This is a genomic window from Halomonas sp. SH5A2 (genome assembly GCF_014263395.1).
Classification (GTDB): Bacteria; Pseudomonadota; Gammaproteobacteria; order Pseudomonadales; family Halomonadaceae; genus Vreelandella.
Genome location: NZ_CP058321.1, coordinates 1,447,079 through 1,461,754, shown reverse-complemented (window position 1 = coordinate 1,461,754; position 14,676 = coordinate 1,447,079). Strand labels below are relative to the sequence as shown.

Sequence of the window (14,676 nt, the reverse complement as noted above, 5' to 3'; positions counted from 1 at the left end):
CCGCCTGGGCGGTGCATTTTTCGAGCGGTCAATCGAGTAACGCTGACTACGCCATGGCAGGCGCCGAGTAGGAAATCGGCGCCACGGCTTGCTCTTCTTCAAAGGTGACAATTTCATATGCATCGGGCTGAGCAAGTAACTCGCGACACAATTGATTGTTCAATGCGTGACCCGACTTAACGCCACGGAACTCGCCAATCAGGCTATGACCCAGCTGGTACATGTCACCAATGGCATCCAGCACCTTGTGCTTGACGAACTCGTCTTCGTAGCGCAACCCGCCTTCATTGACTATCCGGTAGTCATCAACAACGATGGCATTATCCAGGCTTCCGCCTAATGCCAGATTATTGGAGCGCAGAAACTCCAGGTCGCGCATAAAGCCGAAGGTACGGGCACGGGAGACTTCTTTAACGAACGATGTCGTCGAGAAGTCGATCATTGCGGTTTGCTTCTGCTGGTCGAACACCGGGTGATCAAAGTCGATGGCAAATGAAACCTTAAAGCCCTGATGGGGCAGGAAAGTCGCCTCTTTATCGTCTTCTGTAACGCTGATCGGCCGCTTGATGCGAATAAATTTCTTGGCCGCTTCCTGCTCCAGAATGCCTGCAGACTGAATCAGGAAGACAAAGGGACTGGCACTGCCGTCCATGATAGGCACTTCAGGCGCGCTGACATCGACGTAAGCATTGTCGACCCCGAGCCCGGCAAACGCCGACATCAAGTGTTCAACGGTCGCTACCTTGACACCCTGGTAGCTGAGTGCGGTACACAGTTTGGTATCTTCAACCAACTCTGCGCGGGCAGGCACGTGGACCATTGGCTCCAGATCCGTTCTAACAAACACAATCCCCGTATTAGCGGGCGCCGGACGCAAAGCCAAATGAACTTTTTTACCCGAGTGTAAACCCACTCCGGTGGCACGAATGATATTTTGTAAGGTGCGTTGTCTGATCATGGGCAGTGGTCGAACTCTAATAACGGGGATAACCGCAAGGGATGAAAGTTATCAAACAGTGTTCACTTTAACAGCAAACGAGAGTTTTGACCAATAAAACTCTCGTTTGCCGGAAGCATGAACCTGATAGCTTGTATCAATCCGCTTGGCGGCGAAGAAACGCGGGGATGTCCAGATAATCGTCAGCATCCGCTGCGCGACGTTTTTCAGGGCGTGCAGGCGTGCTTTCGGCAGCTTCGGCACGGCTGCTTGCCTGCTGGCGCATTACCGTCGGTTGTTGCAGCTTGCGATAATCTGCAGAGGTTTCCGCCGCACGGCGAGCCGGCTCACGGGCTGCCGCTTTCGGCTGACCACCATCCAGGCCTGCCGCCACTACCGTAACGCGCAGTTCGTCGGACATTTCCATATCAATGGAAGTTCCCACGACGATCGTCGCTTCCTGGGAGGCAAATTCCTGAACTGTGGCACCCACGTCGTTGAATTCGCCAATCGAAAGATCCGGACCTGCGGTGATGTTGACCAGGATGCCGCGCGCACCATGCAGATCGATATCTTCCAGCAATGGACTGCGAATGGCTTTTTCAGCGGCTTCGCGAGCACGGTTCTCACCCGTCGCACCGCCAGTGCCCATCATCGCCATGCCCATCTCGGACATCACTGTGCGCACATCGGCAAAGTCGACGTTGATAATGCCCGGGCTGGTAATCAGCTCGGCAATGCCCTGGACAGCTCCCAGCAGCACATCGTTGGCAGCGCTGAAGGCGGTCAACAAGGTGGCGTTTTTGCCTAGAACAGAGAGCAGTTTTTCGTTGGGAATGGTGATCAACGAATCCACATGCTCCGAGAGCTCTTTCATGCCCTCTTCTGCCGCGCGCATCCGCTTAGGCCCTTCAAACGGGAAGGGACGCGTCACTACCGCCACCGTCAGGATACCCAATTCCTTGGCTACCTGCGCGACGACAGGCGCGCCACCGGTACCTGTACCACCGCCCATGCCAGCGGTGATAAACACCATGTCAGCGCCGTTGAGAAGCTCAGCGATACGCTCACGATCTTCCATCGCCGCCTGGCGGCCGACATCCGGGTTAGCTCCCGCCCCCAGGCCTTTGGTGATTTCACCCCCAAGCTGCAGAACCGTCTTCGCGGATACCCGCTTTAACGCCTGGGCGTCGGTGTTGGCGCAGATGAACTCAACGCCTTCGATATTGCTTTCGACCATGTGGTTTACTGCGTTGCCACCACCGCCGCCAACGCCAACCACTTTGATGACCGCACTGCTCGAGGGTGCGCTATCTACCAATTCGAACATAAGCCCCGTCTCCTGAACCGCGCTTGCGGCCCTGTCAGAAATTTCCTTTGAACCAGCCTTTGATTCTTGCCAGCGCTGCACTGCCATCCTTGACGTCACGCCGGGAGACGTCAGTACGCCCCTTGTGCGCAGGGATGACTCCCCGTTGACTTTCTCGACCATGCCCATGGCGGGATTCCTGCAATGCATAATGCAGTAAACCCACACCCGTTGCATAGATAGGATTGCGTACTACGTCTGACAACCCTTTAACATTTTGCGGACACGCAATACGAACCGGCATATGAAAGATTTCTTCTGCCAGCTCGCCCACGCCTTCCATACGTGACGTACCGCCCGTCAGCACAATACCGGCAGCGACCATGTCCTCATAGCCGCTGCGACGCAGCTCGTCTCTGACCAGCGTAAAAAGTTCCTCATAGCGAGGCTCAACCACTTCGGCCAAGGCTTGCCGGGAAAGATCCCGAGCCGGCCTGTCGCCTACGCTAGGCACTTTGATCATTTCGTCGCTCGCCGCCAACTGAGTCAGCGCGCAAGCGTACTTAACCTTAATCTCTTCGGCGTGCTGTGTAGGCGTCCGCAACGCCATGGCAATGTCGTTGGTGACCTGATCGCCAGCAATCGGAATCACCGCCGTATGGCGAATGGCCCCTTCGGTGAAGATCGCCATATCGGTCGTTCCTCCGCCGATATCGACCATGCAAACACCCAGCTCACGCTCGTCTTCCGTCAACACTGCCATGCTGGACGCCAACTGTTCGAGGATAATGGCATCCACATCCAGGCCACAGCGACGCACACACTTTTCAATGTTCTGGACCGCATTGAGCGCTGCGGTTACCAAATGAACCTGCGCCTCAAGGCGAACCCCCGACATACCCAAAGGTTCGCGAATACCGCCCTGAGCGTCGATTGAAAACTCCTGGGGCAATACATGCAGAACTCGCTGTCCTTCTGAAACAGCACGCGCGCGGGCCGAATCAATCACTCGCTCGATATCCGAGGGCGTCACTTCGCGTTCTTTGATTGCCACTACACCATCAGAGTTCATCGATTTGATATGGCTGCCAGCGACGCCGACATAGACAGAATGAATGTCGCAGCCTGCCATCAATTCGGCTTCTTCAACGGCGCGCTGGATTGACTGCACGGTCGATTCAATATTAATGACCACACCGCGCTTCATGCCCCGCGATGGATGCGAGCCAATGCCTGCAATTTCAATTCCACCGTCGTCGGTCGGCTGACCGACGATCGCGACGACCTTGGACGTTCCAATGTCCAGCCCGACCACCATGTTGGATGCGTTGGGTGAGCCTGCCATGAGTCGGGAAATCTCCTTGTCGCCTTAAATAAAAAAACAATTAACGTTCAATCCTACTTGGGCACTAGTTAATAAGAGTGCCAACTTATGTCTTTGCGACGCTGAGCAGTGAGCTAACTTAATCAGCGAAATTAACATTAATAATTCACGATTGGCTCATAGTATAGAAACAATCAGCGCATTACGACTAGTCAATTATCACAATAGTCGCCATAAAAGCGAAATAAAACCCCATTTGCGCGGTTTTCATCGACAGCGACTGCTTACTTTACACCGTTAAACGCCCTTTCATCGACGTGTTACTCTTCTTGCACATCAAATTCACTTTCTCCGTGCCAGGCCACCGCGACCCCATTGGGGTAACGCAAATCGATATAACGGATGCGTTCGCTTAAACGACTCAATTCCCGTTGCCAGGAAGCACTTAAACGCGCCAACCGCACTTGGTGTTGACGACGCCCTAACATAACCCAGGTGCTATCATTTAACTGTAACCGCCAAGCGCCACGCGGCTCTAAACGTAACTGCGTTAAACGTAAATCCAGCCCTGCGAAATGAGGGGTTAATTGATGGTAATAATCCAGCACTTCTTTACTGCTACCGGCGGGACCTGCCATATCGGGTAGGCCCTTGGGCGCTCCCATCGGGGCAAATGCAAAGGCTTCGCCCTCTGCGTTAAGCAAAAAGTCGTCATTCCAGCGGGCCACCGGGGTTTGCTCAACCAACTCAAATACCAGCGCATTGGGCCATTCACGCGTTATGCGTACTTCATTTAACCAACCAATACGCAACGCCTGTTGCCTTAACGCCCCCAGATCGGCAGATAACCACTGACTGTCTTCAACGACAGGGGCCAACTGGGTCCGTAGATAATCAGCATCGACGTAGTCCCAGTCGCCCCGGATGGAGACACGTTCAATGGGACGATCAAGCCACAGCCAAAGCGCCTGCCCACCTGCCACCAACAGCAGGCCCAACATCAAACTACCCAACCAGGCCTGGCGTTTTTTCATGGGGCGCTCTTTTGACCGGCCGTTTGCAGAATACGCATCACTAACTGATCAAAATCCATACCGGCATGGGCGGCCGATTGGGGCACAAGGCTGTGGTCAGTCATGCCCGGCACGGTGTTGACTTCGAGTAACCAAAAGCGCCCCTCACCGTCACGCATCACGTCAACGCGCCCCCAGCCCTGACCACCCACGGCGGCAAACGCCTGCTGGCAAAGCGTTGCCAGCACAGACTCATCCTCTTGCGACAGACCGCACGGCAGGTGATATTGCGTCGTATCGGTTAAATATTTGGCTTCATAGTCGTAAAAGCCACCCGGCACTTCAACGCGAATGGCGGGGAGGACCTGATCGTCTAACAGACTCACCGTGTACTCATCGCCTTGGATGAACCGCTCCGCCATGACCCGCGCGTCGAAACGGGCTGCATCATGATAGGCTGCTTCCAGAGAAGCCTGATCATCGACAATGCTGATACCCAGCGTCGAGCCCTCATGGACGGGTTTGACAATCAGCGGCAGGCCAAGCTGCGCGACCACCCCGGCCCAGTCAGAATCCGCATGCAGCATGATGCTTTCCGGCGTTGGCAACGCCAGGGCATGCCATACCTGCTTGGTGCGTTGCTTATCCATACCCAGTGCCGACGCCAAGACACCACTGCCCGTATAGGGAATGCCCAGTAGCTCAAGCGCCCCTTGCAGCGTACCGTCCTCGCCGCCACGGCCGTGCAACGCGACAAAAACAGCGGTTGGAGCCAAATTTTCCAGGCCGACCAAGCCGCCCTCGCGCGGGTCGTAGCCCTGGACATTCACGCCCTGACGCTCCAGCGCCGCGATAATCGCAGTACCGCTCTTTAATGACACTTCACGCTCGGCAGACTCACCGCCGTAGATGACGACAACGCGCTCAAGCGATAGGGGTTCTGAGTTGAGTCCGCTCACAGGTCTACCTCATTTAACGCCAACTGGGCTTGCGCCAGGCGCAGCGAGATACCACCAACATCACCGGCGCCCTGGGTAATCAAAATGTCGCCGGGCCGCAGCACGTGGCTTAGCAGGTTAGGCAATTCGTGTTTATGCTCGACAAATAGCGGATCGACCTCGCCACGTTGACGAATCGACCCCGCCAGCGTGCGGCCTTCAGCCCCGGGAATCAGCGCTTCACCGGCGCTGTAAACGTCCAAAAGCACTAGCGTGTCCACCTGGGAGAGCACCCGGACAAAATCCTCGTATAAATCACGCGTTCGGCTGTAACGATGCGGCTGATAAAGCATCACCAGACGCCGCTCAGGCCAACCTGCCCGAACCGCCTGAATGACCATATCCACTTCCCGTGGGTGATGACCATAATCATCCACCAGCATGACATCGCCGCCCGTCGGGCTGGGGAAATGGCCATGCACCTGGAAGCGACGCCCCACGCCTGCAAAGCTCGCCAAGGCGCGGGTAATCGCCGCATCACTGACACCGGCATCGGTGGCCACCACTATCGCCGCCATCGCATTCAACGCGTTGTGACGTCCGGGCATGGCCAGTCGAATGGGTAGCGGGTCGGCATCACCGGGGCGCAACGCGGTAAACGACACCTCGCCACCCTGCTGCTCAAAATCGATGATTCGATAGTCGGCATCCGCGTCGAACCCGTAGGTGACGAACTGGCGTTTCACCTGGTCACAGAGCTCGCGCACATTGGCGTCATCAGTGCAAAGCACCGCCAGCCCGTAGAAAGGCAGATTATGAAGAAATTCGACAAACGTGCTTTTAAGGCGCGAGAAATCACCACCATAAGTTGCCATGTGGTCGGCATCGATATTGGTGACGATGGAGACCATTGGCTGCAGGTGCAGAAATGAAGCATCGGACTCATCGGCTTCGGCCACCAGATAATCACCCTCACCCAGCCTTGCGTTGGCACCCGCGCTGGTCAGCTTGCCACCGATCACAAACGTTGGGTCAAGGCCGCCCTCGGCCAGTATCGTCGCCGTCAAGCTGGTGGTTGTGGTCTTGCCGTGGGTGCCAGCCACTGCGATGCCGTGGCGAAAGCGCATCAGCTCGGCGAGCATTTCAGCGCGGCGCACTACCGGCACGCGGTGATCATGGGCCCATCGAATTTCCGGATTCGTTGGATCGATGGCGCTCGATACGACCACCACATCCGCCCCCGTCACGTGTTCCTCGGCGTGACCAATCGATATACTCACACCGCACTGGCTCAAACGCTCGGTAACGGGCGAAGGTTTTAAATCGCTGCCGCTGACAGCGTACCCCTGGTTGGCTAGCACCTCCGCGATGCCGCACATACCTGCACCGCCGATGCCGACAAAATGAATGCGCCGAATACGGCGCATGCCGCGACCGTTGGGGGCGGTCGTTGCCGATGCCGCCTTGGTTACAGAGTGGGTCACACAGTCTCTCCTTGCGGTATGACAGCCAGACACCCGTCGGCCAGGCGTTGGGTTGCCTCCAAGTAGGCGGCCTGGCGTGCATTAGCAGCCATCGCCGCCAGGGTGTCAGGCGTTAATAAATTTGCCAATTCATGGTTAAGGCGCTCGGCGGTCAACTCGGACTGAACGATGCACAGCGCCGCCTTTGCCTCGACAAGCACCTGGGCATTGATGCGTTGATGATCATCCACCGCGAAAGGAAAAGGTACCAGCAAGGCGGGCTTGGCCGCTGCCGCCAACTCCGCAACGGTCAATGCCCCGGCACGGCAAACCACTAAATCGGCCCAGTCATAAGCCGCCGCCATATCATCAATAAAAGGCTCAACCCGAGCCTCGACGTCCTGCTCGGCATACAGCGCCGCGGTATCAGCATCCCGCGCCTTGCCGGCCTGATGCCATATATCCGGCCGCTGCGAAGTCGCCAGACTGGCGATCGCTCGGGGCAGACGCTCATTAAGGGCAACAGCACCCAGTGAACCACCGACGACCAGCAAGCGCAGAGGCCGAGCTGCCATGGTCGCCGAATCGCGCGGATGATCGCCCAAGCTGGCAATATCGTCGCGGACCGGATTACCAATCACTTCCGCCCGTTGACCAAAGGCCTGCGGAAAAGCCGCATAGGTGCGGGTGGCAAGGCGCGACAGCACCCTGTTCGTCAATCCAGCCACGGCGTTCTGCTCATGAATCACCAGTGGAATGCCCAATGTTCTGGCGGCCAGGCCGCCAGGGCCACTGGCAAAGCCACCCAACCCAACCACAACCTGAGGTTTGAATTCTGCCATGACACGGCGGGAGTGATGCACCGCGCGACTCAGGTTCAACGGGGCCTGCAGCCACCCTGCCAAGCCGTTGCCGCGCAGCCCTGAAATGGCAATGGTATGCAGGGTGATCCCCGCGTCGGGCACCAGCCGGTTTTCAATACCTTTCGGACTACCCAGCCACTCAACCTCGACACCTTGAGCCATCAGGGCCCGCGCCAACGATAAAGCAGGCATCACGTGGCCCCCGGTTCCTCCTGCCATGATGAGCACTCGGCGCGCTGGCTGTGTCACAGGCAACTCCTTAAGCTTGATTATGAGAAGCGTGGTTCACGACGCGGGCGATAAGGCGTCGAGGCACGTTTGGGCTGTTGACGGGTTTCCACGTCGGTGCGTAACAACAAACCTATCATGACGCCGGTGACCAGCAAGCTGGAACCACCATAGCTCATCAGTGGCAGCGTCAACCCTTTGGTTGGCAGCAGCCCAGAGCTTACCGCCATGTTGATAAATGCCTGAGCCGCAATAATGAAGCCAATACCATAGCTGACATAAGCGCCGAACAGATGCCCTGAAAGCTCAGCTCGACGCCCCACCAACATGGCCCGGGCAATCAACAGCGTAAATAACACCACCACCGTGATGGCACCCAACATCCCCAACTCTTCGGCAACCACTGCAAAAATAAAATCGGTATGCGCCTCGGGGAGGTAATGCAACTTCTGCACGCTGTTGCCAAGCCCGGTACCGGTGACATGACCGCGACCAAAGGCAATCAGCGCCTGGGTCAACTGATACCCTGTCGCAAACTGATCGGCCCAAGGGTCCAAAAAACTGGTCCAGCGAGCCAGCCGGTAGGGTTCAAGCGCCACCATCATCACGGCACCCGTTGCCAACAGGCTGCCACTACCGATCAATAAGGTTAGCGACGCCCCCGCCATCATCAGCATGCCAATCACGCACGCCGTGAACACCACCATGCCGCCAAAATCGGGCGCCAGAAATAATAGCCCGGCCGGCACGGCCAATACCGCTAGAGGCCGCCACATGCTGAAGGGCTTGCGCCTGAGGTCGTAAGTGAAACGCGACATAAAAGCCGCCATATAGAGAATCAGGCCAATCTTGGCGAGCTCGGACACTTGCAGGCTCGGCAATGGACCGGGCAGCGCAATCCAGCGTTTGCTGCCATTGATCTCCTGTCCGATGAACAGCACCAGCAACAGCAGAAAGATATTGGCAAGCAGAATCAAGCTGGCGTTTTGACGCCAGACCTCTAGCGGAAGACACAACATCACCAGGCATGCTGCTATGCCGAGCAGCAAGAACACACCATGCTGTTGTACATAATGATAACTGTTATCGACCAACCCGATAGAGGCAGAACTTACCATCACCCAGCCGAAACCCGCCAGAGCCACCGCCACCACGATCAACCAGACATCACAGGGCGCCCCTTGGGTCGACATTTTCTGGCGTAGATCCTGTAGTCGCTTCATGACGTTGCCTCGCTGGCGAATCGTGCTTTTTGCTCTACCCAGTGACGAAAGGCATCGCCTCTTGCCTGGTAATTAACGAATTGGTCCAGACTCGCACAGGCCGGCGACAACAGCACGCAGTCCCCGGGTTTTGCAAGCGCATATGCTTCTTGCATAGCATGCTCCAGGTCCGCCACCAGGCGCGTCTCGACGTGATCAGTCAACGCATCTTCCAGACGCAATGCATCCTGGCCGAACAAGATAACGCAACGTGCGTTGGCGCTTAACGGCGCCGCCAGGGGAGAAAAATCGGCCCCTTTGCCTACCCCGCCTGCCAGCAATATCAACCGACCTTTCAAGTTGGCGCCAATGCCTTCAATGGCCGCAAGGGTCGCTCCCACATTGGTACCCTTGCTGTCGTTCACCCATTTTACGCCGTCGAGTTCGGCGATGAGCTCGCTGCGATGGGGCAACCCTTTAAATACCTTTAATGCCTCGCACATGGCCGCTTGGTCTAAACCCAATGCGTCCCCCATGGCCAGAGCGGCCAACCCGTTAACATAGTGATGCTGACCTACCATTGCCAACTGATCGGCGGCAAGCCAAGGCGTTTTACCCTTCATCAGGGTTAACCGCCCCTGCTCCATCGACAACCCGAAATCACGACCGCTTGGCGGCTGATTGCCAAAGCGAGTCAGCTCGGCAACCGGGTCGTTGGGAAACGTCAACGGGTCGTCGGCATTGACGACAGCGTGCTGTGCACCCCGAAAAATAGCTTGCTTGGCACGACAATAGCCTTGCATGTCGCCGTGTCGATCCAGGTGATCTGCAGATAAGTTTAAAAACGCGGCTACCGCTGCCCCAAGGCGGGGGGTGGTTTCGAGCTGAAAACTGGAAAGTTCGAGGATAAACAGCTCAGCGTCAGGCTGTTGAGCCAATAGATCCAGTGCCGGAGTGCCGAGATTACCGCCAACAGCGGCGTTGACACCCGACGCCAGGGCCATCTGACCGAGCAGGGTTGTCACACTTGATTTGGCATTCGAGCCGGTAATCGCGGCAATGGGCGCCGACGTGGCACGCACAAAAAGGGCCATTTCGCCTACCAGGCGGGGGTCGCCAGTGCGTGGATTAACCTGCGCCGCCAGCGGCGCTAACGTCGGATGATGGGGATCGACACCCGGGCTCACCACGACTTCCTCCGCCGCTTCAATATCCAGGGCCTCGAGGGGGCCACAATGGACGCTAACGTCAGGATGGGCGCTGTAGAACGCTGCCATTTCGGGTGGTTCCTCGCGGGTATCCGCCACCATAAACGGCACGCCCTGTCGCGCCAAGTGGCGGCATATCGCCCGCCCCGAGATACCCAGCCCCACGACGAGCGTTATTCCTGGTGGAACGTGAACCATCCCGGCTCCCTCACACCGACCCATGTCTGGCCCGGCCGCGTTGAAAATGAAAGAAACTTAACGAACTTTTAGCGTTGCGAGCCCCAGCAGCACCAGCACCACGGTAATGATCCAAAAGCGCACGATCACCCGCGGCTCTGGCCAGCCTTTCAGCTCATAGTGGTGATGCAAAGGCGCCATTCGGAAGATCCGACGCCCAGTGAGCTTATAAGAGCCGACCTGCAAAATGACCGATACGGTCTCCAGAACGAAAATGCCGCCCATGATGAACAACACAATTTCCTGACGGACAATAACGGCCACCACGCCAAGCGCTGCGCCGAGTGCAAGCGCTCCCACGTCGCCCATAAAGACTTGCGCAGGATAGGTATTGAACCAAAGAAAACCCAGCCCAGCGCCCGCTATCGTTGCGCAAAAAACGGCCAGTTCGCCGGTACCCAGGATAAACGGGATATGCAGATAGTCAGCGAAAAGCGCGTTGCCGCTCGCATAAGCAAAAATCGCCAGCCCCATCGCCACCAGCACCGTCGGCATGATGGCCAAGCCATCAAGGCCATCGGTCAGGTTGACGGCATTGGAGCTACCGACAATCACCAAGTAGGTTAACAGGATATAAAAAATGCCCAGCGGAATCGCGACGTCTTTCAGCGTCGGTATCAACAGGCTGGTTTCCACTGCCGAGGCCGCGGTGAAGTAAAGAATCAGTGCCGCGCTTAAGCCCACCACCGATTGCCAGAAATACTTCCAGCGTGCCGGCAACCCTCGAGGATTTTTCTCGACCACTTTGCGGTAATCATCTATCCAACCAATCGCGCCAAAACCTAGTGTCACACCTAGCACGACCCATACGTAGTGATTGGTCAGATCCCCCCACATCAGAGTACTGACCGCCATGGCCATCAGAATCATCGCCCCACCCATAGTCGGCGTGCCGGCTTTTGAGAGGTGCGATTGCGGACCGTCATCACGCACGGCCTGGCCAATTTGCCCTTCGACCAGCCGCTTTATCACCCAGGGCCCTAGCCATAAGCACAAAAACAGCGCTGTCAAGGCGGCTAAAATCACCCGTAGGGTTAAATAGTTGAAAACCTGAAAGGCAGATTGATACTGCGACAGAAAATTCGCCAAATGAAGTAACATGAACGGCGTTTACCTTATCTCATCCGTGCGCAGGGCGGTGACAATTTGTTCCATGCCTGCGCTGCGCGACCCTTTTACCAACAAGCTGGCATTGGGCGGCAACGTATTGTGAAGATGACGCACAAGCGTCGCGTGATCATTAAAATGCAACCCACCATCAAAGGCATCGCTGGCCGGCTTGGCGGCTTCCCCCAGCGTTAACAGCAGATCGACACCCAACTGCGCTGCATATCGGCCGATATCAGCATGCAAAGCGCTGGATTCGCTACCCAGCTCCCCCATTGCCCCCAATGCACACCAGTGCGGCCCCGGTAGGCTGACCAACGTATCTAACGCGGCTTTCACCGCGCCAGGGTTGGCGTTATAGCTATCATCAAGCAAATTGACACCGCGTAGCCCGGGTAGCACACCAAGCCGGTTGGGCAATGCGGACAAGCACGCCAGGCGCTCGATCACCTGCGCTGACGATACGCCCAGGGAGAGCGCCGCCGCGGCAGCAGCAAGCGCATTGCTCACATTATGCTTGCCCAGCAGCGGCAAATGCACCCGCCCAAGCGATCGCCCTTGATAGTTAAGCGTGAAAGCATAACGCCCTTGAGAGTCACAGGAAAGCGCTTCGGCCCAGATATCCGCCGGTGTATTGATGCTGAAGCTGATGACACGACGCGGTGCAGCACAGGCTGCCCAATAGGCAAAATAATGATCATCGCGATTTAAAACCGCCACGCCATCGTCCGCCAAGCCGCTCAACACTTCGCCCTTGGCCTGGGCAATTTGCCCCATCCCGCCGAACTCGCCGACATGAGCACCGGTGACATTGGTAATAACGGCGACCTGGGGCCGGGCCAGACGCGTCGTCCAGGCAATTTCCCCCAGATGATTGGCACCCAACTCAACCACCGCTGCCTGATGGCCTGGCGTCAACGCCAGCAAGGTTAACGGCGCCCCAATGTCATTATTGAGATTGCCCTGAGTGGAATGAACCGCGCCCAGCGGCGCCAGCAAGGCGGCCGTCATGTCTTTCACCGTGGTTTTGCCGCTGTTGCCGGTCACCGCCACCAGAGGGCCCTGCCAGTCCTCGCGCGCGGCGGCAGACAGCAGCCCCAACCCCAGGCGGGTATCGGAGCACACCAGTTGAGGCAGCGGACCATTCACTGGTGTTTCCACCAGAGCCGCAACAGCGCCCGCCTGCTGTGCCTCGGCCAACAGATCATGACCGTCAAACCGCGGCCCCTTGAGGGCGACAAACAGTCCTCCCGCCACCATCTTGCGTGTGTCGGTAACGACAGTGCTGATGGGCATGTCCGCCAAGGATGGCGGCGCTTCAATGGCGAGCGCCGCCGCCACTCGACCTAGCGTCCAGTCCATCTAGAGACCCTCCCGAGCAGCCAGTGCGGACTGCACGGCCTCGCCATCATGGTAGGGATAGCGCACCCCTTTGATCTCCTGATAGGGCTCGTGACCTTTACCCGCTACCAGGATGACATCATCAGGGTTGGCGTGACGGACCGCATAAGCAATCGCCTCGCGTCGCTCAGCTATTTCCAATGGTTGAGCCTTCTCGCTGAAGCCTGCCAGAATGTCGGCGCGTATGCTTTCGGCAGACTCGCCCCGGGGATTATCGTCGGTCACGATCACACCCTGCGCACGAGCCTCTGCGATGCGCGCCATCTCGGCGCGCTTGCCGGTATCACGTTCACCGCCACAGCCGAACACGCACCATAATTTGCCCGCATGCCCCTCAAGGGCTCGCAAGGCGTTATCGAGCGCATCCGGCGTATGGGCATAATCGATCACCACACTGGGGGCACCGGCCTGGCGGTAGCACTCCATGCGCCCCGGCACCGGGTTAAGCGATTCTGCCGCTTCGAACAGCGACTCCAGTGGTTCACCCAAGCCGTATAGCGTTGCCATGGCCAGCAGCACGTTATCCAGATTAAAGCGCCCCATCAGTGACAGCGACAGCGTTTTTTCACCATCCGGCGTAGCGATCAGTGCCTGCTGGCCTTCACTATGGGGGTTCCAGCCCACCACGCGTAGCGTGACGGCCTCTTCTGTACCTGTTGCCAGGACACGCACATGGCTATCGCAGCCTGCCAACATTAGACGAACGAGCGGGTCATCCCCGTTCATCACAGCAAGGGCAAGCTCAGTACGCCGGAACAACTTGGCTTTGGCAGCCGCATAGGCGGCCATGCTGCCATGATAATCCAGATGATCACGGCTCAAATTAGTGAACACACCGGTCGTGATGTCAACGCCATCCAGCCGGGATTGATCAAGGGCATGGGAGGACACTTCTAGCGCCACACGCTTGACGCCTTGACGAGCCAATCCGCCCAGCGCCGCATGCATGGCAAGTGCGCCCGGCGTCGTCAGCCCAGTATCGCTCAGTGCCCCCAAACGACCTACGCCCAAGGTGCCGATGACGCCAGCCGGTGTCCCGAGCGCATCGCTTAACGCGGCGATGTAGTGCGTCACCGAGCTTTTCCCATTAGTTCCCGTGACACCGATAACGTCGGGGCCTTCAGGCAGTTGAAAAAGCGCGCGGCCAAGCTCCCCCAGCCGTCGTGTCAGATACGGCAACTGCAGAATACGGCCATCGAGCGTGATATCGCCATGGCTGGCATGCGCAAGAACCAATCCTGCGCCTGCTTCAAGGGCGCTATCAATAAAGTCACGGCCATCCAACTGGCCGCCTGGAACGGCCACAAAAATATCGCCAGGGCCGATCTGGCGAGAATCGCTAGTGATATTGATACTATCGGACAACGATGGCAGTTCCGTGGGCAGCCCACCGGCCGGCCACACCTTAGCCAACGCTTGAATTACCTCATTCGGGCTGAGCGTCAT

12 protein-coding genes are annotated in these 14,676 nt (G+C 57.5%); all 12 read right to left on the bottom strand.

Translation table 11 applies throughout. The annotated features are described in order from the left end of the window. Positions 1-46: 46 nt before the first annotated feature. The 12 genes from lpxC to HXW73_RS06730 all read right to left on the bottom strand — a co-directional run bounded on the left by lpxC (position 47) and on the right by HXW73_RS06730 (position 14,676). Positions 47-958, bottom strand: a complete 912-nt coding sequence (gene lpxC, locus HXW73_RS06785) for a UDP-3-O-acyl-N-acetylglucosamine deacetylase (protein ID WP_186255481.1) — start codon at positions 956-958, stop codon at positions 47-49. Positions 959-1,094: 136 nt separating this feature from the next. Then, on the bottom strand, positions 1,095-2,267 hold the full coding sequence (ftsZ, locus tag HXW73_RS06780) for a cell division protein FtsZ (protein ID WP_186255480.1): 1,173 nt from the start codon (positions 2,265-2,267) through the stop codon (positions 1,095-1,097). 34 nt (positions 2,268-2,301) lie between these two features. Further along, complete coding sequence (gene ftsA, locus HXW73_RS06775; protein WP_186255479.1) at positions 2,302-3,591, bottom strand: cell division protein FtsA; 1,290 nt, start codon at positions 3,589-3,591, stop codon at positions 2,302-2,304. 299 nt (positions 3,592-3,890) lie between these two features. Then, positions 3,891-4,604 (bottom strand): cell division protein FtsQ/DivIB, encoded by a 714-nt coding sequence (locus HXW73_RS06770; protein WP_186255478.1) that lies wholly within the window; start codon positions 4,602-4,604, stop codon positions 3,891-3,893. Next, positions 4,601-5,542, bottom strand: coding sequence for a D-alanine--D-alanine ligase (locus HXW73_RS06765; protein ID WP_186255477.1), 942 nt, complete (start codon positions 5,540-5,542; stop codon positions 4,601-4,603). Before HXW73_RS06765 ends, HXW73_RS06770 begins: the two co-directional genes overlap by 4 nt. Continuing rightward, the gene (murC, locus tag HXW73_RS06760; protein ID WP_186255939.1) at positions 5,539-6,948 is read right to left on the bottom strand and encodes a UDP-N-acetylmuramate--L-alanine ligase; all 1,410 of its coding nucleotides are present in this window, start codon (positions 6,946-6,948) and stop codon (positions 5,539-5,541) included. Before murC ends, HXW73_RS06765 begins: the two co-directional genes overlap by 4 nt. Positions 6,949-7,001: 53 nt before the next feature. Further along, on the bottom strand, positions 7,002-8,066 hold the full coding sequence (murG, locus tag HXW73_RS06755; protein WP_186255938.1) for an undecaprenyldiphospho-muramoylpentapeptide beta-N-acetylglucosaminyltransferase: 1,065 nt from the start codon (positions 8,064-8,066) through the stop codon (positions 7,002-7,004). A 50-nt stretch (positions 8,067-8,116) separates the two neighbouring features. Further along, positions 8,117-9,298, bottom strand: a complete 1,182-nt coding sequence (gene ftsW, locus HXW73_RS06750; protein WP_186255476.1) for a putative lipid II flippase FtsW — start codon at positions 9,296-9,298, stop codon at positions 8,117-8,119. Then, positions 9,295-10,683, bottom strand: a complete 1,389-nt coding sequence (gene murD / locus HXW73_RS06745) for a UDP-N-acetylmuramoyl-L-alanine--D-glutamate ligase (RefSeq protein WP_186255475.1) — start codon at positions 10,681-10,683, stop codon at positions 9,295-9,297. Before murD ends, ftsW begins: the two co-directional genes overlap by 4 nt. Before the next feature lie 57 nt (positions 10,684-10,740). After that, on the bottom strand, positions 10,741-11,823 hold the full coding sequence (gene mraY, locus HXW73_RS06740; RefSeq protein WP_186255474.1) for a phospho-N-acetylmuramoyl-pentapeptide-transferase: 1,083 nt from the start codon (positions 11,821-11,823) through the stop codon (positions 10,741-10,743). A gap of 9 nt (positions 11,824-11,832) precedes the next feature. Beyond that, complete coding sequence (locus tag HXW73_RS06735) at positions 11,833-13,191, bottom strand: UDP-N-acetylmuramoyl-tripeptide--D-alanyl-D-alanine ligase (RefSeq protein ID WP_186255473.1); 1,359 nt, start codon at positions 13,189-13,191, stop codon at positions 11,833-11,835. Beyond that, positions 13,192-14,676 (bottom strand): UDP-N-acetylmuramoyl-L-alanyl-D-glutamate--2,6-diaminopimelate ligase, encoded by a 1,485-nt coding sequence (locus HXW73_RS06730; protein WP_186255472.1) that lies wholly within the window; start codon positions 14,674-14,676, stop codon positions 13,192-13,194.

Bases quoted from the DNA above. Each gene is read 5' to 3' on its own strand.
- murG (WP_186255938.1), bottom strand. From the start codon at position 8,066: ATGGCAGGAGGAACCGGGGGCCACGTGATGCCTGCTTTATCGTTGGCG.
- murC (WP_186255939.1), bottom strand. From the start codon at position 6,948: ATGCGCCGTATTCGGCGCATTCATTTTGTCGGCATCGGCGGTGCAGGT.
- ftsW (WP_186255476.1), bottom strand. From the start codon at position 9,298: ATGAAGCGACTACAGGATCTACGCCAGAAAATGTCGACCCAAGGGGCG.
- ftsZ (WP_186255480.1), bottom strand. From the start codon at position 2,267: ATGTTCGAATTGGTAGATAGCGCACCCTCGAGCAGTGCGGTCATCAAA.
- ftsA (WP_186255479.1), bottom strand. From the start codon at position 3,591: ATGGCAGGCTCACCCAACGCATCCAACATGGTGGTCGGGCTGGACATT.
- HXW73_RS06735 (WP_186255473.1), bottom strand. From the start codon at position 13,191: ATGGACTGGACGCTAGGTCGAGTGGCGGCGGCGCTCGCCATTGAAGCG.
- HXW73_RS06770 (WP_186255478.1), bottom strand. From the start codon at position 4,604: ATGAAAAAACGCCAGGCCTGGTTGGGTAGTTTGATGTTGGGCCTGCTG.
- HXW73_RS06730 (WP_186255472.1), bottom strand. From the start codon at position 14,676: ATGACGCTCAGCCCGAATGAGGTAATTCAAGCGTTGGCTAAGGTGTGG.
- murD (WP_186255475.1), bottom strand. From the start codon at position 10,683: ATGGTTCACGTTCCACCAGGAATAACGCTCGTCGTGGGGCTGGGTATC.
- mraY (WP_186255474.1), bottom strand. From the start codon at position 11,823: ATGTTACTTCATTTGGCGAATTTTCTGTCGCAGTATCAATCTGCCTTT.
- lpxC (WP_186255481.1), bottom strand. From the start codon at position 958: ATGATCAGACAACGCACCTTACAAAATATCATTCGTGCCACCGGAGTG.